The organism is Luteibacter yeojuensis (genome assembly GCF_011742875.1).
Taxonomy (GTDB): domain Bacteria; phylum Pseudomonadota; class Gammaproteobacteria; order Xanthomonadales; family Rhodanobacteraceae; genus Luteibacter; species Luteibacter yeojuensis.
Genome location: NZ_JAAQTL010000002.1, coordinates 187,915 through 206,547, shown reverse-complemented (window position 1 = coordinate 206,547; position 18,633 = coordinate 187,915). Strand labels below are relative to the sequence as shown.

Annotated in this window: 20 protein-coding genes; 8 read left to right on the top strand and 12 right to left on the bottom strand. The window is 69.3% G+C overall.

Annotated features, from left to right (window positions below; genetic code table 11):
* The first annotated feature begins 15 nt into the window (after positions 1-15).
* A complete protein-coding gene (gene yoaA / locus HBF32_RS15885) occupies positions 16-1,935 on the top strand; it encodes a DNA repair helicase YoaA (protein ID WP_166700762.1) in 1,920 nt (639 codons plus the stop codon).
* Here yoaA and HBF32_RS15880 read toward each other — a convergent pair.
* Positions 1,932-2,315: a cupin domain-containing protein gene (locus tag HBF32_RS15880; protein ID WP_166700761.1), complete on the bottom strand. Its 384-nt coding sequence runs from the start codon at positions 2,313-2,315 to the stop codon at positions 1,932-1,934. The genes yoaA and HBF32_RS15880 overlap by 4 nt on opposite strands.
* 196 nt (positions 2,316-2,511) lie before the next feature.
* On the opposite strand from HBF32_RS15880, the gene creD reads away from it, so the two are divergent.
* The gene (gene creD / locus HBF32_RS15875) at positions 2,512-3,846 is read left to right on the top strand and encodes a cell envelope integrity protein CreD (RefSeq protein ID WP_166700760.1); all 1,335 of its coding nucleotides are present in this window, start codon (positions 2,512-2,514) and stop codon (positions 3,844-3,846) included.
* The gene (gene tsaB / locus HBF32_RS15870) at positions 3,843-4,532 is read left to right on the top strand and encodes a tRNA (adenosine(37)-N6)-threonylcarbamoyltransferase complex dimerization subunit type 1 TsaB (protein ID WP_166700759.1); all 690 of its coding nucleotides are present in this window, start codon (positions 3,843-3,845) and stop codon (positions 4,530-4,532) included. Before creD ends, tsaB begins: the two co-directional genes overlap by 4 nt.
* A 4-nt stretch (positions 4,533-4,536) precedes the next feature.
* Here tsaB and HBF32_RS15865 read toward each other — a convergent pair whose 3' ends face one another.
* From HBF32_RS15865 to HBF32_RS15815, 11 genes are all read right to left on the bottom strand, one after another.
* Positions 4,537-5,319, bottom strand: a complete 783-nt coding sequence (locus tag HBF32_RS15865) for an alpha/beta hydrolase (protein WP_425482242.1) — start codon at positions 5,317-5,319, stop codon at positions 4,537-4,539.
* A 125-nt stretch (positions 5,320-5,444) separates the two neighbouring features.
* Positions 5,445-6,875 carry a sensor histidine kinase gene (locus tag HBF32_RS15860; RefSeq protein ID WP_166700757.1) on the bottom strand — a complete coding sequence of 477 codons (1,431 nt, stop codon included), beginning with the start codon at positions 6,873-6,875 and terminating at the stop codon, positions 5,445-5,447.
* Complete coding sequence (locus HBF32_RS15855) at positions 6,868-7,542, bottom strand: response regulator (RefSeq protein WP_166701092.1); 675 nt, start codon at positions 7,540-7,542, stop codon at positions 6,868-6,870. The genes HBF32_RS15860 and HBF32_RS15855 overlap by 8 nt, the downstream gene beginning before the upstream one ends.
* A gap of 150 nt (positions 7,543-7,692) precedes the next feature.
* Entirely contained in the window at positions 7,693-8,358 is a 666-nt protein-coding gene (locus HBF32_RS15850; RefSeq protein WP_166700756.1) for an HAD-IA family hydrolase, read from the bottom strand.
* A 120-nt stretch (positions 8,359-8,478) separates the two neighbouring features.
* Positions 8,479-10,299, bottom strand: a complete 1,821-nt coding sequence (locus tag HBF32_RS15845) for a M56 family metallopeptidase (protein ID WP_166700755.1) — start codon at positions 10,297-10,299, stop codon at positions 8,479-8,481.
* A gap of 1 nt (position 10,300) precedes the next feature.
* A complete protein-coding gene (locus tag HBF32_RS15840; protein WP_166700754.1) occupies positions 10,301-10,687 on the bottom strand; it encodes a BlaI/MecI/CopY family transcriptional regulator in 387 nt (128 codons plus the stop codon).
* A 158-nt stretch (positions 10,688-10,845) separates the two neighbouring features.
* Positions 10,846-11,238: an HU family DNA-binding protein gene (locus tag HBF32_RS15835; protein ID WP_166700753.1), complete on the bottom strand. Its 393-nt coding sequence runs from the start codon at positions 11,236-11,238 to the stop codon at positions 10,846-10,848.
* Positions 11,239-11,419: 181 nt separating this feature from the next.
* Entirely contained in the window at positions 11,420-12,175 is a 756-nt protein-coding gene (locus HBF32_RS15830) for a molybdopterin-binding protein (RefSeq protein ID WP_166700752.1), read from the bottom strand.
* Complete coding sequence (locus tag HBF32_RS15825) at positions 12,168-12,992, bottom strand: cytochrome b/b6 domain-containing protein (RefSeq protein ID WP_166700751.1); 825 nt, start codon at positions 12,990-12,992, stop codon at positions 12,168-12,170. Before HBF32_RS15825 ends, HBF32_RS15830 begins: the two co-directional genes overlap by 8 nt.
* A gap of 79 nt (positions 12,993-13,071) precedes the next feature.
* Complete coding sequence (locus HBF32_RS15820; protein WP_205287764.1) at positions 13,072-13,719, bottom strand: nucleotidyltransferase family protein; 648 nt, start codon at positions 13,717-13,719, stop codon at positions 13,072-13,074.
* Positions 13,716-14,693, bottom strand: a complete 978-nt coding sequence (locus tag HBF32_RS15815) for an XdhC family protein (RefSeq protein ID WP_166700750.1) — start codon at positions 14,691-14,693, stop codon at positions 13,716-13,718. The genes HBF32_RS15820 and HBF32_RS15815 overlap by 4 nt, the downstream gene beginning before the upstream one ends.
* Before the next feature lie 87 nt (positions 14,694-14,780).
* On the opposite strand from HBF32_RS15815, the gene moaA reads away from it, so the two are divergent.
* Genes moaA through HBF32_RS15790 form a run of 5 tightly spaced genes read left to right on the top strand, consistent with a single transcriptional unit; the run spans position 14,781 to position 18,623 of the window.
* Positions 14,781-15,755 (top strand): GTP 3',8-cyclase MoaA, encoded by a 975-nt coding sequence (gene moaA, locus HBF32_RS15810; protein WP_166700749.1) that lies wholly within the window; start codon positions 14,781-14,783, stop codon positions 15,753-15,755.
* Positions 15,756-15,758: 3 nt separating this feature from the next.
* Positions 15,759-16,010 (top strand): MoaD/ThiS family protein, encoded by a 252-nt coding sequence (locus HBF32_RS15805; protein WP_166700748.1) that lies wholly within the window; start codon positions 15,759-15,761, stop codon positions 16,008-16,010.
* Positions 16,011-16,012: 2 nt separating this feature from the next.
* Positions 16,013-16,498: a molybdenum cofactor biosynthesis protein MoaE gene (locus HBF32_RS15800; RefSeq protein WP_166700747.1), complete on the top strand. Its 486-nt coding sequence runs from the start codon at positions 16,013-16,015 to the stop codon at positions 16,496-16,498.
* Positions 16,495-17,433 carry a bifunctional molybdenum cofactor biosynthesis protein MoaC/MoaB gene (gene moaCB / locus HBF32_RS15795; RefSeq protein WP_166700746.1) on the top strand — a complete coding sequence of 313 codons (939 nt, stop codon included), beginning with the start codon at positions 16,495-16,497 and terminating at the stop codon, positions 17,431-17,433. The genes HBF32_RS15800 and moaCB overlap by 4 nt, the downstream gene beginning before the upstream one ends.
* Entirely contained in the window at positions 17,433-18,623 is a 1,191-nt protein-coding gene (locus tag HBF32_RS15790) for a molybdopterin molybdotransferase MoeA (RefSeq protein WP_166700745.1), read from the top strand. Before moaCB ends, HBF32_RS15790 begins: the two co-directional genes overlap by 1 nt.
* Positions 18,624-18,633 lie beyond the last annotated feature (10 nt).

Genomic DNA, 18,633 nt, shown 5'->3' with positions numbered 1-18,633 from the left:
GGCGATACTTGGCGGATGACTGAACTCGAAGCGGCCGCGATCCTCGGCGCGGAAGGCCCTTTCGCCCGCGAAGTGCCGGGTTTCGCGCCCCGCGAGGCCCAGCAGCGCATGGCCGCGGCCGTGGCCTCCGCCATCGCGGAGCGCGACCTGCTGGTGGCCGAGGCGGGGACGGGCACCGGCAAGACCTTCGCGTACCTCGTGCCGGCGCTGCTGTCGGGGCGCAAGGTCATCGTGTCCACCGGCACCAAGGCCTTGCAGGACCAGCTGTTCTTCCGCGATCTGCCGCGCGTGCACTCGGTGCTGGGCAGCCGTGCCCGGCTGAGCCTGCTGAAGGGGCGGGCCAACTACCTATGCCTCCACCGCCTGGACCAGGCCGTGCGCGAGGGCAATCCGGACCGCCAGCTCGTATCGCAGCTGTCCGCCATCCGCGCCTGGTCGGCGCGCACGCGGCGCGGCGACCGCATGGAAATGGCGGATATTCCCGAGGACTCCCCGGTCTGGCCGAGGGTGACGTCCACGCCGGAGAACTGCCTCGGCTCGGAATGCCCGTTCTTCGAGGACTGCCACGTCGTGAAGGCCCGCCGCGAGGCCATGGAAGCCGACCTCGTCGTGGTCAACCACCACTTGCTGATGGCCGACCTGGCACTGAAGCAGGAGGGTTTCGGCGAGATCCTGCCGGGCGCGGACGCCTTCATCCTCGACGAGGCGCACCAGATTCCCGAGCTGGCCGGACAGTTCTTCTCGCAAAGCGTCAGTTCGCGGCAGCTCGTCGACCTCGGTCAGGACGCGCTGGCCGAGGCGCAGGGCGTCACCGGCGCCATGAGCCAGCTGCTCGAGCCGGTGGAGGCGATCCAGGACCTGGTGAAGCGCCTGCGCCTCGCGATGGACCCGCTCCCTGCGCGGGGGCCGTTCGGCGCGCTCGATCGCGAGGCCGTCGTGCATGACCTGCTGGGCGAATTGCGCGACGTGATGGCCGCGATGGCGGACCTGCTGGCCTCCCTGGGCGAACGCTCGCGGGGGCTTGCCCATGTCTTCGAGCGCGCGCAGATGCTCAGCCTGCGGCTCGACCGCATCGCCGAGGAGCATTCCGCCAGCGATGTCCGCTGGTACGAGACCTGGCCGCGCGGCTTCGCCCTGCACGCCACGCCGCTGGACCTCGCCTCGCCGCTTCGCGCGATGCGGATGTCCACCGACGCGGCGTGGATCCACACCTCCGCCACGCTTTCCATCGCCGGCGATTTCGGCCACTTCTCGCGTCAGCTGGGTCTCGAGGATCCGCACACGCTGCACGTGGAAAGCCCGTTCGATTACAAGCGTCAGGCACTCGCCTATCTGCCGAAGGACCTGCCGGACCCTGCCGCGCGGGATTACACCGATCGCGTCGTCGCGGCCATCCGCCCCGTGCTGGATGCGTCCGACGGCCGTGCGTTCCTGCTGTTCACATCGCATCGCGCGTTGCGACGCGCTGCCGAGTTGCTGGAGGGGCGCGTGCCCTGGCCGCTGTTCGTGCAGGGCACGGCTCCGCGCCACCGGTTGCTCGAGGCATTCCGCGCCAGTGGGCGCGGCGTCCTGCTCGGGGCCGCGAGCTTCTGGGAGGGCGTGGACGTATCGGGCGAGGCGCTGAGCGTGGTCGTGATCGACAAGCTGCCTTTCGCGATGCCCGACGATCCGGTGTTGCAGGCACGCCTGGAGGCGCTGGAAGAAGCGGGCATCAATCCGTTCATGGGCTGGCAGGTGCCCACCGCCGTGATCGCGCTCAAGCAGGGGGCCGGCCGCCTGATCCGCGACGTGCACGATCGTGGCGTGCTGGTGCTGTGCGACCCTCGCCTGAGCACGAAGGGCTACGGCCGCCTGTTCCTCGCCAGCCTGCCGCCGATGCCGCGCACGCGGGAACTGGCGGAGGTGGTGAATTTTTTCGCGGCTCCCGCTGATTAGCTGCTTGCGGGCATCTCGTTCGCATAGAAAACCACCACCGTGGCGCCGCGCGGGCCGGCCGTGCCGCGGTGTATCGCGTCAAGGGTTTCCGTCAGGCAGTCTCCCGGCTTCATCACCTTGTGGCTGCCTTCCGGCGTCGACACGACCAGCTCCCCCTCGACCAGGTAACCCGCATTTGGCACGGCGTCCCGGTGCAAGGGCAGGGAGGCGCCCGGTTGGACGGAAATGCGCAGCATGCGCATGTCGCCGTGGCCGTCGTCGAGCAGGTGGGACGGTGTGCGGAGCGTCTGGTCGTGGAAGGCGACCTCGGGAGTGGTCGTGGCGGCGATGGCCGCGCCGACCATCAGGGCCAGGGGCATCGCTAGCTGGACGGGAAGCATCGTGCTCTCCTCGATGGGGGGTGACTGCATCCTCCACGGAACGCCGCGGCGCGTCATGAGAACACTCTCATTTCTCACTCGGGCGCATGCACCGCATTTCGCCAGTGCTTGCCCGCGTCGAGCCAGATTCGGACCACGCCCGCCGCCGTTCTCCGCGGGACCATCCGGGCACGACAGGCGATAAACGGGGAAGGCCATGTTCCGCTGGATGCAATCCATTACCGCGAAAGTGCTCGGCATCGGGGTGCTCGCGCTCATCATGCTCATTCCGCTCTCGCAGGCCGACGGCCTCGTGCGCGAGCGTCAGGCGATGCGCAGAGCCGCTTCCACGAGGGTCGCCGAAGGCTGGGGCGGGCACCAGACCATCGGTGGCCTGGTGCTGGGTGTGCCCACGCGGCGCGAGGTGCGCGGCAGCGACGGCAAGGTGGTGAGCGTGCGCGACGGCACGGAGATCGTGCTCGCCGACGAACTGACCACCGTGGCCGACCTCGCCGTCGAGGAGCGGCATGCCGGCATGTACAAGGTTCCCGTCTATACGGGCGAGGTGACCCTGCGCGGCCGCCTGTTGCCGGAAGACCTTCGTCGTTTCGCCGCGGACGGCGGTGCCGACTGGTATCCCGGCAAGGCCGAACTGCGCCTGCTCATCGCGGATACCCGCGGCCTCCAGGCGATCACCGCGCTGACCGTGGACGGGCACACGGCCAGGCTTTCCTCGTCCGCGGCGCGTATGGGGCCGTACACGGTCCTCGCCACACCGGTGGCGTTCGACCCGGACCGGCAGACGCCGATGGACTTCGCCGTGACATTGCGCATCGCCGGCACCGAGTCGTTCTCCGTACTGCCACTGGCGCGCACGAACAGCGTGCGCGTGCGTGCGCCGTGGCCCGATCCCAGCTTCACGGGCGCACTGCTGCCGGGCAGGCGCAGTATCGATGCGAAGGGCTTCGACGCCGCCTGGCAGGTGCTCGACCTCAACCGTACCTACGGCCAGCACTGGGACGCCGCGGATACCGACGTCTCCGACCGCCTCGCCGCATCGGCCGTCGGCGTGAAGCTGTACCAGCCCGGCGGCGTGTACCAGCAGAACGATCGCGCCGGGAAGTACGGCCTGCTGTTCATCGCGCTCACCTTCGTCGCCTTCTTCCTGTTCGAGGTGCTCAACGGGCTGCGTCTTCACCCCGTGCAATACCTCCTGGTAGGCGCCGCGATGATCAGCTTCTATGTCCTGCTGCTGGCCTTGTCCGAGCAGATCGGCTTCGGGGCGGCCTATGCGGTGGCCGCTGCCGCCGTGGTGCTGATCGTCGGCGGTTATGCGATGGCGGCGCTGCGCGCCCGCAAGGCGGGCATGGCCCTCGGCGGCGTGCTCGCCCTGGTTTACGCCATACTGTATGGCCTGATCGGTGCCGAGCAGTATGCGTTGCTGATCGGATCGGTGGTGCTCGTCACCGTCATCGGCCTGCTGATGTACCTCACCCGCCGCATCGACTGGTACGCGCAGACCACGCCGCCCCCCATGCCGGATACGCCATGAACTTCCTTGCCATCGAAACCTCCACGGAAGCCTGCTCGGTCGCCCTCGTCCACGGCGACGAAGTGATCGAGCGCAGTGAAGTGGCGCCGCGCCGCCACGCCGAGCTGGTGCTGCCGATGGCCGACGACCTGCTGGCCGAGGCGGGCCTGAAGCGACAGGCGCTCGACGGCATCGCGGTCGGTCGCGGTCCGGGTGCGTTCACCGGCGTGCGGCTCGGCGTGTCGCTGGCGCAGGGCATGGCGATGGCGCTGGACGTTCCGGTCGTCACCGTCTCTTCCTTGCAGGCGCTTGCGCTGGAAGCGCCGGAGGACGATGCGTCGATCCTGTCGATCATCGATGCGCGCATGGGCGAGATCTACGTGGCCGCGTGGCGCCGCGACGACGATGGCGGCATCGTCCTGCTGGATCGCGAACGCGTGGACACGGCCGCGATGCTGGCGCTGCCCGAGGCGACGGCATGGCATGTCGTCGGCACCGGTTGGGGCACCTACGAAGCGGTCCTGCGTGGGCGCATCGCCGCGCCGATCCGCTCGGCGGACGGCGCGCGTTATCCGCAGGCCCGGCATGTCGCCGAAGTGGCGGCACGCCGCTTCCGCGCCGGCGAGGCGGTGGCGCCGGAGCTGGCCCTGCCGGTCTACCTGCGCGACAAGGTGGCGCTCACCCTGGTCGAGCAAGGGAAGGCCTGAGGTCTCAGGCCGCGGTCCGCGCAATGCGCGCCTCGCGCGCGATGCGGTCGAAGAAATCCGCGCTGCGCTCGATCAGCGTGCGACGTTCGCGGTCGATCGTGATCCTGTGGTAGCTGTCGGCCAGGAGGAGCATCTCGACCGGCCCGCGCACGTGCCGGGCGACGAGGTCGGCGTTGCCCGGGCTGGCCACCTCGTCGTCGAGGGCGTGCGCGATGAAGCAGGGAGCCAACACGGCAGGCAGCCGTCGGCGCACGTCGCGCGCTAGCTTCACGGTTTCCGCCAGCGCGTGCCATGAGTCCCCGTCGCGGTCGATCGGGCCGGCGGGACCGGAGGGCATGCCGCGGCCGAACGACTCGCGCAGGCGCTCATCGCGAGGGCCCTGCGGCGGCCATTGAAGCAGGCGGCGATCGCGCCCGATGCCCAGCCGCTTGAACAGAGGGAGCAGGAAGGCGATGCGTGTGGCCCATCCGGCGGACCAGCCGTCGTAGCGGAACGTCGCGCCGTAGACGCCGACGCCTGCCACCCATGTGGGCTGCATGGCGGCAAGGCGCAGCGCGAGCAGGGCACCCATCGAGGAGCCAGCCACGAAGACGCGGTCCACCTGCCCGCGCAAATCGTCGGCGGCGGCCTCCACGCTGGCGTACCAGTCTTCCCAGCCCGAGGCCAGCAGCTCGTCCTCGTCGCCGCCGTGGCCCGCCAACTGCACGCCCACGACGGTGAAGCCGGCACGGTTCAGGCCCTTGCCGAGCAGGCGCATCTCGTCCGGGGTGCGGCCCAGGCCATGCACCAGCAGAACCCCTTCGCGCCCACCCTCGAACCGGAATGCCGGCGACCTTCCCACCTTGAACCTCGTCGTCTCCTCTACAAGGGGGAATGTTGCCCGCAGGCAGTTTCAGCCGCCTTTCTCCGCCCTCACACGGAACGGTCCTGGCCGGTGGACGACGTCGAAATCGCAGGAAAATGCAGTTCCACGCGCAGGCCGCCGGAGGCCGCGTGCAGGAACGTCACGCGCCCGCCGTGGCGCTCGGCGATGCTCTCGACGATGGCCAGCCCTAGGCCGGTGCCGTCCTCGTCGACGCCGGGCACGCGGAAGAAGCGCTCGCCGAGCTGGTCGAGGAAAGCGTCGTCGACGCCGGGCCCGTCGTCCTCGACGGCCAGCAGCACGTCGTTTTCTCCACAGGCGAGGGATACCGTGACGACGTGGCCGCGCCCCGCGTAATGGAAGGCGTTGTCCACGAGGTTGTCGATCGCTTCCTGCACCTGCAGCGCGTCGCCACGAATGAGGCACGGCACATCGGCACCTTCGTAACCCAGGTCCACGCCAGCGGCGAGCGCCTGGTGCACGCGCATGGCGACCGCTTCGGGAACCACCGTCGCGAGGTCGATCGTGGCCATCCCGTCGCTGTCGGGCAGGTCGGGGGACTGCGTCCGGGTGAGGGCGAGCAACTGCGCCGACGTACGCGCGGCGCGTGCGGCGAGGCGTTGCACGTGGGCCATCGCATCGTCGCGTTGCGCGGGATCGGTCGTATCGGCCAGCCGCTCGACGTGCAGTCGGATACCGGCCAGCGGCGTGCGCAGCTGGTGAGCGGCATCGGCGATGAATCGCTCCTGCAGGCCGAGCATGTTGCGCATGCGTGCGAACAGGTCGTCGATGGTGCGGGTCAGCGGCAGGATTTCCACCGGCACGTCTTCCTCGCCGATGGGGCCGAGGTCGTGCTCGCGGCGGGCGAGCCGCGAGGTCAGCGGCTCCAGCACACCCAGGCCGTGGCTGACCCCGAGCCAGACGAGGAAGAGCACCGCCACGATCAACAGCGCCTGCATCGGCAGGGTGAGCAGGAGGATCTCGCGTGCGCGCGCATGGCGGTCGCGCAGGTTCTCCGCCACGGTGATCGTGAGCGTGTCGCCCGCATCGTGCCGGTTCGGTACACGCATGGTCGCCGCGCGGAGGGGGCGATGGCCGAGTTCGGTATCGTAGAGCCTCGGCGGGGCGTCCACGGCGACGTCCGGACCGCCGAGGCTCGCGTTGCTGATCACCCGCCCATGGCGAGCGCTGGTCACCGTGTAGTAGTTGCGGCCGTTCGGATCGTATTCGAGGAGAAAGCGCGCCTGCTCGGTCAGCTCGCCGCGCAAGGCGTCGCTGTCGATCATTTCCGAGAGCGTGAGCGCGTTGTCGGAGAGCGTGGCGTCGTGCACGCGGTTGGAATACGCCAGCGCCACGAAGTAACCGATGACGGCGTCGAGCAGCAGCACGCCGAACACCGGGACGAGCAGGAAGGTGAGCAGGCGCCGCCGCAGGCTGGGGCGTGCCGGTCGCCGCGGCGCCGCGTTGCGGCGTTCAGGCATCTGCGGTTTCTTCGAGCAGGTAGCCCAGTCCGCGGATCGTGCGCACGTTGGTGCCCGAACCGTGAAGCTTCTTGCGCAGCCGGTGCAGGGCGATGTCCAGGCCGTTGTCGGTCAGGTCCTCGTCCCAGTTGCACAGCGCCTCCACCAGCTGGGCGCGACTGGTGACCTTGTCCGCGCGCATGGCCAGCGCCTCGACGAGACCGAACTCGCGGGCGGTGAGGTCCAGCGCGGTGTCGCCGATCCAGGCGCGGTGGCCAGGGATGTCGAGGCGCAGCTTGCCGATGCGGAATTCCGGCGTGCCCTGGCTCGTGAGGCGGCGGAGCAGGGCACGCACGCGGGCATCGAACTCCGCGAGGGCGAACGGTTTCACGAGGTAGTCGTCGGCACCGAGGTCGAGCACGCGCACGCGCTCCTTCAGGCCTTCGCGCGCCGTGATCACCAGCACCGACAGGCTCGCCCCGCGCTTGCGCGCGCGCGCCAGCACGTCGCTGCCGTCGAGCAGGGGCAGGCCGAGGTCGAGCACGAGCAGGTCGTAGTCGTGGTCGCGTAACGCGTGATCGGCGCTGGCGCCGTCGGTCACGTAGTCGACGGCATGGCCGCCTTGTTCGAGCGAGGCTCGTACCGCCGCGCCGATGGCGGCATCGTCTTCAGCAAGGAGGATGCGCATGGGGGGCAAGGATACGCTCCGGAAACGGACCTGCGCATCCTGTCGTGGCAGGCTTTCAGGCCGCTTTCCGACGAAACGAGCTTCCCGGAGCCTCCCGGCCCATGCGCGGTGCCGTCGCCACCGGCCGCTGCCGCAGCGAGTCTGCCGGACTCAGGACGCGATCAGGCGCACCCTGCCGCGGTGCACCCCGTCGAAGCCCAGCGTCGTCAGGTCTTTCACCCGTTCGACGTTGGCCGGCACGTCGCCTGGGTGATCGCCCGCGATCGCGATGACGCGCGCCCCTGCGGCGAGTCCCGCGTCGATGCCGGCCTTCGCATCCTCGAACACGAGGCAGTCGATCGGGGCGGCCCGCATGCGCCCGGCGCCCAGGAGATAACCCTCCGGGTCGGGTTTACCGCTGGTCACCATCTCGCCCGTCACCATGCGCGGCGGCGGAACGATGCCGGCCGCACCCAGGCGTGCCTCGGCCAGGGGTGTATCGGCGGAGGTCACGATGGTCCACGTGTCGGGCGGAAGCGCCGCGAGGAGTTGCCGCGCGCCGGGAATCGGGACGATGCCGTCCAGGTCCTCCAGTTCTTCGCGATACAGGCGTTCATACACGGCGTCGACATCCATGCCCGGCTTCGCGAACATCCTCACCGAGTCGAGCATGCGCACGCCGTGCAGGCGCGGCAGCACATAGTGCCAGTCGATGTCGTTTTCCTCGCACCAGCGCTTCCAGATCCTTTCGACCACCACGCGGGAATCGACCAGCGTGCCGTCCATATCGAAGAGCAGTGCCTTGGCTTCGACGACCGTTCCCGGTTCCAGTCGCATGGTGCCTCCGGTAGCGTGAATTCCTCCACGATACCGCATGCCCCAGGGAATGTAGGAGCCGCTATAGCGGCGAGAAGCCCCGCCCCCCTCGCCGCCATAGCGACTCCCATGGAACAAGGCTCAGTGGGACGTCTCGACCGCGTGGTTGCGGATCGCCTCGGCGACGATCGCCTGCACCTCCGCGTTGGCCTTCTGCGCGGCTTCCGCCTGGCGTCGCGCCGCGATCGCGCGCTTCTGGCCGATCGCGGCGCGCTGCTTGTCGAGTTCGGCAATGTCCTTTGCGATATCCGCCTGTTCCTTGCCGATGGCCGCATGGCCCGCGGCATAGGCGACCGGATCGCGCGAGCCCGAGGGATCGGCCTGCCGTGAAACCAGTTCCGCCTGTCGCATCGACAGCTTCGCCATTTGCGCGTTGAGCACCGCCTGGCGCTCATCGATCGCGGCCTGCTTCTCGGCGCCATCCCGCGCATCGTCGGCGGGTACCCTGGCGCGATCGTAGGCTTCGCGGATCCGCTTCACATAGGCGGGATCCTTCAATACCCAGGCCCGGCTGCCATCCCGGTACCACGCATAGTCGCCGGCGCCTTCGCGCTGTGCCCTCGCGCGACGGATGTCGTCGTCGCTGCCGTTCACCACGCGGGTGATGGCGTCGCTGAAGAAGATGAAGGTCTGGTCGTACGGATGCTCGCCGAACCCCGCGAGTTCCGGCACGGGCGGTGCGGCGGGGGGCGCCGGTGCCATCGGCGCCGCGGGTGCCGCGGGCGTGGGTGGCATCGGCGGCATCGGCGGCAGGGGTGTGGGCGAGAGGCGCGGCGTGGGCGGCATCGGCACCGGCGAGGGGCGGGAGGTCGGGGAAGGGCTTGCCGCGACGACGGTCGGGGCCGCCTTCGCGGCCGCCGTGGCCTTCGGCGCGGGTGCGGCCGCCAACGAGGGCCTCGCCGCCACGGCGGGCTGTTCCTGGGTGCCGTCCGCGGCGACGACCCGCCAGGGAGTGACACCGATAAGGGCGACGATCGCGACGAGTCCGAACGTGAGCAGGCGCGGCGGCGCGTCGGTGGCTTGGCCGAGCATGTCGATTCTCCTTTTCAGGGTACGGAAGGTTGGCGATGCACCGGGTAGCGCATGGTGCGGGTGGGGCGCCACGCCGAGGCGGAGCAACAGACGTCCATACGTCCGCGGGGCTTGCCTGCCGCGCGACACCACCAGGGCATCGCAGGCGGCCTCGCGGCACAGGGCGTATTCGCGCATGGCGACGTGGACGATGGGATGGAAGAAGAACAGCGTCCGCGCCAGCACCGGTATCCAGCCGAGCAGCAGGTCGCCGCGGCGCACGTGCGCCAGTTCGTGCATCAGCGCCATGTCGAGTTCCTCGTCGTCGAGGCGGTCGTCCAGTGGCAGCAGGATGGTCGGACGCCACAGGCCGATCACCTGCGGAGAATCGACCTCGGCCGAGACCGCGAGACGCGGCGAGCGGCGCAGGCCGAGTTCGCGGGCCCGGCGTGCGCACAGCGTGTCGACGCGGACGTCGTCGTGCGGCATCGCGCGGCGGACCACGCCGGCAAGGCGGTAACCCCGTATGGCCGCGATGCCGAACTGGACGAGGACCGCGGCTATCCACGCGGCGAGAAGCACCGAGGTCCAGGAGACGGTCGGGGCGGTCGCCACGTCGATGTCGGGCGTCCCGGCGGCGGCGACCGCGAAGCCGGTAGTGGCGACCGGTACCGGCGCGGCGGGCGCGGGCAAGAGCGGCAGGGCGACCGGCGTCGGACAGGCAAGCCCGATCACCAGCTGCGCGCCGAGCAGCCACCACAGCGCGCTGCGCGCGGCGGCCGACAGTGCCGGCATGAAGCGGCAGGCGGCATAGACCAGCGCGGCCAGCAGGATCGCCTGCAGCGACGCATAGGCGAGGCGGGAGAGGACGGTGTCGAGTAAGGCGTCCATGTCAGCGCCCCTTCCGTCGCGACTGGAGGGTGCCGACCAGCGCCTCGAGCTCCGCCAGCTCCGCGTCACTCACCTGGCCGCGCTCCGACATCCACGCGACGAAGGGCGATACCGAGCCCTGCAGGGTCTTCTCGACGAACCGGGCGACGGCACCGGTCATGACTTCGGCGGCGCCGTTGGTGGCGCTGTAACGGAAGCTGTTGTCGATCTTGCGGCGCGTGAGGTAACCCTTCGCACGCAGCCGTTCCATCATGGTGAGCACCGTGGACCGCGCCAGTCCGCGCGCCTCTCCATAGCCCGCGCATACCTCGGCCACGGAACTCTTCGGCGCCTCCTCGATGTATTGCAGGAGGGCCAGCTCCTGGTCGCCGATCGTCTTCTTGCTCATGCCGCCGCTCCTGACTACAGGTGTAGGCAGGATGCCCCTGACGACAGCTGTAGTCAAGCATGATTCGCGACGAGTATTTCGGAACAACAAAAACCCCCACCTCGCGGCGGGGGTTTTCGTTACCTCCTGGCTTGCGGTGGACGCTCCACCGCGAAGGATCAGGCGGCGGCGTCCTTCAGCTTCTTGAGCGGACGGACCTTGACCTTGACCGAAGCGGGCTTGGCGGCGAACCAGCGCTCTTCGCCCGTGAACGGGTCCTTGCCCTTGCGCTTCGGCTTGGCAGCGACGGCGACCGAGGTGATCTTGAGCAGGCCGGGCAGCGTGAACGTGCCGGCGCCCTTCTTGTGAACCGAGGCGGAGATCGCGCCTTCGAGCGAGGCCAGCACGGCCTTCACGCTCTTGCTGTCCACGCCGCTCTGCTCGACGATGTGCGAGACGAGCGAGGACTTCGACAGCGGATCCTTGATGGGCTTGAGGGCGGCCGGCGCCTTCGTAGCCTTGGCGGGAGCCTTGGCAGCCTTCTTCGCCGCCGGTTTGGTGGTCTTGGCCATGGTTATCCTTGTCACTTGATTCGAATGAGGCGGCCTTTCCGGCCGATGCCCAGCGGGCGACTCACTCTAGCGTTGCTTTCGTCCGCTGAAAATAGGGTCGACGAAGATTTTTCGCATTTGTCAGCCCCTTTTTACAGGGTTCCCGTGACGCAATGCGGAAAAAGGGCGGCCTGGGGCGTCCCTAGATGCCCGCATACCACTCGTAACCGTTGTCTTCCCAGTACCCGCCGTTGCCCTCGCCGATGTCCGCGAAACTGGCGACGACCTCGATCCGGCGGAGGTACTTGGCGTGCTTGTAGCCCAACTGCCGCTCCACGCGCAGTCGCAGCGGCGCGCCATTGCCGACGGGCAGCGACGCGCCGTTGAGCGCGTAGGCAAGCAGTGTCTGCGGGTGCCTGGCCTCGTCCAGGTCGATGCTCTCGTAGTACGGCGTGTCTGCTTCGTAGTTGTCGAAGCAATGGAAGACGACGTAACGGGCACCGTCCTTCGCGCCCACATGGTCGAGCAGGGCGGACAGGGGCGTACCCGTCCACTTGCCGATGGCGCTCCAGCCTTCCACGCAGTCGTGGCGCGTGATCTGCGTGCGCGTTCCCAGCGCCTTCAGCTCGTCGATCGAGAGCCGCGCGGGACGGTCCACCAGCCCGTCCACTTCGAGACGGTAATCGGCAAAGCCGTTGCGCAGGAGCGCCTGGTAGACCGGCGTGTCGGGCATCGTGCTGCCGTTGGGCTTGAAGACGGCCGAAATATCCGCTTCCGTGTATTCCTTCGCCAGTGCGCGCGAGGGCGAGAGGAAGCGCTGCACGCGCCGCGTCACGGCCTCGGCGGATTCGAGCACCCTGGTGCCGGTGTCGCTCTCGGAGATGCGGTCGCAGCCGGCGAGCGCGGCACCGCCGAGGGCGAGAAGGGTCTTGCGCATGAAACCGCGGCGGTCAGTCATGGCGTGTCGTCTCCTTGTCCTCGCTGATCCGGTACCAGCCCGTGATCATGCCGCGCAACTGGTTGAGGGGGCCGCTCACCAGCACTTCGAAGACGTGGACCAGCACGAAGGCGACGAAGGCGGTGGCGATGATGAAATGGATCGTCCGCGCGGACTGGCGTCCGCCGACCAGGTCGACGAGCCAGTGCAATACGGCATCCATGCGGGGCGACATGGCGATGCCCATGAGCACGATGCCGCCCCCGAAGACGAAGATGGCGACGAGGTAGGCGAGTCGCTGCAGCACGTTGTAGCGCACCGCTTCCTCCCCATGCGGATGCCGGAAACGCAGATGGTCGACGATCGAGCGTCCGATGCCGCGCCAGTCCCTGCGGGTGGGTACGAGGTCCTTCGCGAGATGCCGGCTGAGCAGCGACCAGGTCACGTAGGCGATGCCGTTGGCGACGAACAGCCAGGCGAAGAAGAAGTGCCAGCGCCGTCCCATGGCGAGCCAGCCGGGGCCGGGAATGGTCGCCCACGAGGGAAAGCCCCGGGAGCGCCACTCGCCATTCACCTTCGACGCGCCGAGCACGCCCGTGGTGTCGAAGGCGTGTTTGCCGATATGCGTGGTGCCGCGCGGGTCGCCTTGCGCGTCCGTACCGCCTTGCAAGGAGAGCACCGCCTTGCCGGGATCGGAACGTTCTCCCCAATACAGCGCGGGATGCGCGTTGAAAATCTGCAATCCGCTGCCGAGCAGCACGAAGAGACACACGACGTTGATCCAGTGCATTACCCGCACGGGCCAACGGTGGCGATAGACGAGTCGAGTAGCGGTCATGGGAACTCCCGGGGCGACTGACCTGGAGTATGACCGTATGTCGCCGGGTTTTCTTGCACGTCGTGTCCGAACGGCGCTTTCAGATCCCGGGTGGCTGTCCGGGGCGAGAGCGCAAGAATCTGCGGTCCGCGTCGCCGGCGGAGTCGTCCAGAAGGCCCGCCGCCACGGCGCGGCGCAGGTCCGTCTCGTCGTCCAGGTCCTCGCCCAGTTCGTCGGCATGGACGGTGCGCGGTGCCGTGCCCCTCCACAGGGCGCGGAATCCCGCGTCGCCTTCCAGTTCGATCGCGCGCGAGAGCGTCGATGCGCGGAGCATGACCGGCACGCCCGCTGCGTCGCCGTAGGCGGTGACGGTATCGCGGTCCTCTCGGTGGGCCGCGATCAGCGCGTCGAGGTGCCGTGTTTCCAGCGCCGGTTGGTCCACGACGCAGACGAGCGTCGCCCGCTCGCGACCCGCGAGTTCGGTGGCGGCGAGGCGCAGGCTCGACGCCATGCCGGTCGGCCAGAGGTCGTTGAGGACGAACTGCACGTCGAAGCCGGCAAGGGCCGCGACCACTTCGTTGCCGTGCGCACCCACCACGACGATCGTCCGTTCGGGGGCCGTCGCCAGCACCAGCCTCGCCACCCTCGCGACGAGCGTCTCGCCGTCGCGGGTCAGGAGTTGCTTGGGCCTGCCGAGGCGGCGGCTGCCGCCGGCGGCGAGGATCACCGCATCGTGCGGCATGGTCATGCCTGCCGCGCGCGGTCGCGCTGGCAGATCTGGGCGAGGATGGACAGCGCGATGCCATGCGGCGTCTGTGCGCCAATGGGAAGGCCCGCGGGCAATTGCAGGCGATCGAGCGCATCCTCGTCCACGCCGTGGTCGCGCAGGCGCTGGATGCGTGCGCCGATCTTGTTCCGGCTGCCGAGCACGCCGACGGCGAAGGCCGGCGAGTCGAGCGCATGCGCAGCGACCAGGTGATCCACCTCGGCGTCGTGGCTGAGGGAATAGACGGCGGTGCGGTCGTCCAGGACGAGGTCGGCCAACGCCACCGGCAGCGACCGCGCATCGTATGCGGCGAGGGTCGTATCCGGTGGCGGCGAAGCGGGCCCGTGTGGCCGGAGCAGCACGACGTCCACACCGACCAGCGGCGCCAGGCGTGCGACCGCCAGCGTCACCGGATCGCCGCCCACCGCCACCAGCCGCAACGGTGGCCGGTGGACGACCGCATAAGTGGCATCGTCGCCGGCCTGCGCGCCGTCCCCGATGCGCCAGTCGCCCGTTGCGGCGTCGACGAGCGACGTGACGGTGCGCCGCTCACGCCGCGCCGCGCCCAGCGCATGGACGTAAGCGGACGGTTCGCGCAGTTCACGGACGAAGATGCCGATACGTCCGCCACAACTGAGCTGGATGTCGACCACGTCGCTGCCTACACCGTAATCGAGCAGGCGGGGCCGTCCCTCCGCCAGCGCCAGCGCCGCCTCGCCCGCCACGGCGGCTTCCACGCAACCGCCCGACACATAGCCGGCGACGGTGCCGTCGGCCGCGATCGCCATCTCGCTGCCGACCGGGCGGGGCGATGGCCCCTGCACGGTCACCAGCGTCGCCAGCGCCACGCGTCCCCGGTGCGCGAATTCCCGCAGCAAGGGCAGCAGGTCCTCCGCGAGGGCATAGTCCGGCCAGGCCGGCCAGACGGGAGCGGTGGAGGTGTCCAAGGCACTCATGCGCGAAGTCTGGCACGATTGCGCCAGAAGGGGCGTGACATGACGGAAACACCCGTCTCACGCCCTCCATGTTCCCCTAAGGCGACCATGTCCCCACTCATCGACCGCCACGGACGTACCAAGCGCAAGCTGCGGATCTCGCTCACGGACCGCTGCAACTTCCGCTGCACCTATTGCATGCCGGAGCACCCGGACTGGCTGCCTCGCGCCAGCCTGCTCGCGCGCGACGAAATCGTGCGCCTGGCGGGGCTGTTCGTCGATCACGGCATCGACCAGATCCGCCTCACCGGCGGCGAGCCGCTGTTGCGCCACGACCTGCTCGAATGCGTGCGCGACATCGATGCGCTGCGCGAGCGCGGGCTTTCGCGGCTGTCCATGACCACCAATGCCTCGCGCATCGCCCCGAGGGCGCGCGAGCTGGTGGAAGCGGGCATCGACGACTTCAACGTGAGCCTCGACGCGATCGACCCCGGGACGTTCCGGCGCCTGACCCGGCGCGAGATCGCTCCGGTGCTCGACGGCATCGACGCGCTGGCGGATGCGGGCGCGAAGGTGAAGCTCAACGCCGTGGTCATCCGCGAGGACAACGAAAAGGACATCGTGCCCCTGCTCGAATGGGCGATGGCTCGCGGCCTGCCGCTGCGCTACATCGAGTACATGCCGCTGGATGCGCCGGGGCGGTGGAAGCGCGATGCCGTGCTGTCCGAGGCAGAGATCCTCGCCGCCATCGGCGCGTCGCATCGGGTCGAAGCGCTGCCGCGCGGCCACGACCCGGCCACCCCCTACGTCGTCGACGGACACTATCCGCTCGGCATCATCTCGACCGTCTCCAATCCTTTCTGTTCCACCTGCGACCGTCTGCGGATCACCGCGACGGGCGAGTTGTTCACCTGCCTCTTCTCGCCAGTGGGGGTGCCCCTCGGGGCGCGCCTGCGCGACGGTGCCGACGACGAGGCGCTGGGCGCGCAGATCGCCCGCGCCGTCTGGCTGAAGGACGCCGGTTATGCTTCGCGCCCCGGTCCGGTGGATCGCCCGCTGACCATGCACGCCATGGGTGGTTGAACCATGACACCGATCGTTTTCGAACTCTTCGCCAACCTCGAACGACTGGCCGGCGCGAAGGAGTGCCGCCTCGATGCCGTCGATGACGTCGCCACCATCGGCGATGCGCTGGCGCTGCTTGCCCGCGAGCGTCCGGAGCTCGCCGGCTCGCTGGATCGCTGCGCCTGCGTATCCGGCGACGCCATCGTGCGCCGCGCCGATGCCGTGCCGTCGGACGGACGGATCGCGCTGTTGCCGCCGGTGGCGGGAGGCTGAGCATGACGCACGAGGTTCTCTCCCATGATCCGGTCGCGGTCGAACCGCTGCTCGAACTCGATGCCCATCCGGAATGCGGCGGCCTGGCGCTGTTCGTGGGCACGGTGCGCGACCACCACGAGGGACGTGCGGTGCGCCACCTCAAGTACACGGCGCACGAACCGCTCGCGGCGAAGATAATTCGCGAGGTGGAACACGTTACGCGCGAGCGATACGGCGTACCGTACATACGAATCGTCCATCGCCTGGGCGATCTCGCCATCGGCGATATCGCCATCGTCTGCGTGGTCCGCGCGCCGCATCGCGCGGAAGCCTTCGATGCCTGCCGCTACGCGGTGGATGCCGTAAAGCACGGCGCGCCGATCTGGAAGGAAGAGTTCTACACGGACGGCAGCAGCGCGTTCGTCGAGGGTTGCTGCATCCGCGACGACCTGGAAGAGGACGCCCCGGCGGTGCATCGCCACCACTCCCATACGAGCCACGGATGAAAGACGTCAGCCAGAAACCGGATTCCCTGCGTATCGCCCGCGCCACCGCGACCCTGCATGCGCCCGCCGCGTGCATCGATCTCCTGCGCAGCGGCGAGACCGAGAAGGGCGATCCGCTGAAGACCGCGCGCGTCGCCGGCATCCTCGCCGCGAAGCGCACGGACGAGCTGATTCCCCTCTGCCACCCCCTGCCGATCCATCGCGCCGACGTCCACTACGAACTCGGTGAGACTTCCGTGCGCGTCGTCGCCGAGGTGCAGACCATCGGCCCCACCGGTGTGGAGATGGAAGCGCTCACCGCGGCGAGTCTCGCGGCGCTCACGCTCTACGACATGCTCAAGCCTTACGCCGAGCCGGAAGAGCTACACATCGAGGATTGCCGCCTGGAACGCAAGACGGGCGGCAAGTCGCATTACCGCCGCACGCTGGCGCAGGCACGCAGCGCCGCCGTCGTGGTGCTTTCCGACACCGTCGCCAGCGGCGCCAAGCGCGACACCGCGGGTGCCTACGTGCGGGATGCGCTGATCGACGCCAACTTCGATCCCGTCGAATACGCCGTCATCGCCGACGATGCCGACGTCCTCGGCAACCTGCTGCGCTCGCTGGTCGAGGGCGGCGTCTCGCTCGTCGTCACGGTAGGCGGCACGGGCCTGGGGCCGCGCGACATCACGGTGGACACCGTCCGTCCGATGCTCGAGGTGGAGATCCCCGGCATCATGGAAACCGCGCGGGCTTTCGGCCAGAAGCGCATGCCCTTCGCGATGCTGTCGCGCGGCGTGGCCGGCTACGTGCGCGACACGTTGCTCGTCACCTTCCCGGGCAGCCGCGGCGGTGCGAGCGAATCGCTGGCCGCGACGCTTCCCGGGCTGATCCACCTCCTCGAGACCGGCCGCGCCGGCGGCAGGCATCCGGGCGGTTACGGGGAGGGTCCCTGATGGCCCTCCTGCCCATCGTCGAGGCACTCGCGTGCTACCACTCCGCTGTACGCACGCTGCCGACGCATCGGGTACCCCTGGAACTCGCGCTCGGCTCGGTGCTCGCCGAGGCCCCCGAAGCCCGTATCTCGTTGCCGCGTTTCACGCAGAGCTCCATGGACGGCTACGCGGTGCGGTCGGCCGACGGCTGTTCCACCCGGGCGTTGGTCGGTACCGCCGCGGCGGGCGCGCCGGCGGAGGTCACCGTGGGCCCCGGGGAGGCCGTGCGTATCCTCACGGGCGGCATGCTGCCGGCCGGCGCCGATGCGGTGGCCCGTCAGGAGATCGTCGAGCGCACGGGCGATGGCATCCTGTTGCGTGAAGCCGTGCACAAGGGCGAGGCGATCCGTCGCGAAGGCGAGGAACTGGTCGCGGGTACGCCCATTGCGGAAGCCGGGCAGCGGATCACCGCTGGCCTCCTGGCCGCCTTCGCCATGGCCGGCATCGACTCGGTCGAGGTTCACCGCCGTCCGCGCGTGGCCGTGCTCGTGACCGGCGACGAGGTGATTCGCGTCGGCGAGCCGCTCGCTCCCGGCCAGGTCTACGATGCCAACGGCCCGCTGCTGCGCGCATGGTTCGTCGAGAACGGTTATGGCGAGCCGGTGGTGGCTTACGTTCGCGACGACGAGGTCGCGCTGGAAGAAGCCATGAGCGCGGCCCTGGACAGCGCCGACTTCATCGTCACCAGCGGCGGCGTCTCCGTCGGCGACCGCGACTTCGTGCCTGTGGTCGCGGACCGGCTGGGTGTGCGCGAGATCTTCTGGAAGGTGGCGCAAAAGCCGGGAAAACCGCTCTGGTTCGGCATGCGCGACGACAAGGTGCTGCTGGGCATGCCTGGCAATCCCGCCGCGGTGCTGGTCTGCCTGGCGGTCCACGCACGTGCCGTGCTGGCGCGTCTCGAAGGCGAGACGGCGGAACAGCCGGCGTGGCGCCGCGGCATGCTGGCTTCGGCCGTGGAAGCGGATAGCGAACGCGACCGGCTGGTGCGCATGCGCCTCGACATGAGCGGCGGCGTCGCCTCGCTCGAACTGCTGCCTCGCCAGGAATCGCACATGCTGAGCAACCTGGCTTCCGCACACGCCCTGGTCTGGCTGCCGGCGCGCCAGGAGACTTTCGCCGCGGGCGAAGAAGCGTCCTGGCTCTACATCTGAGCGCCACCGC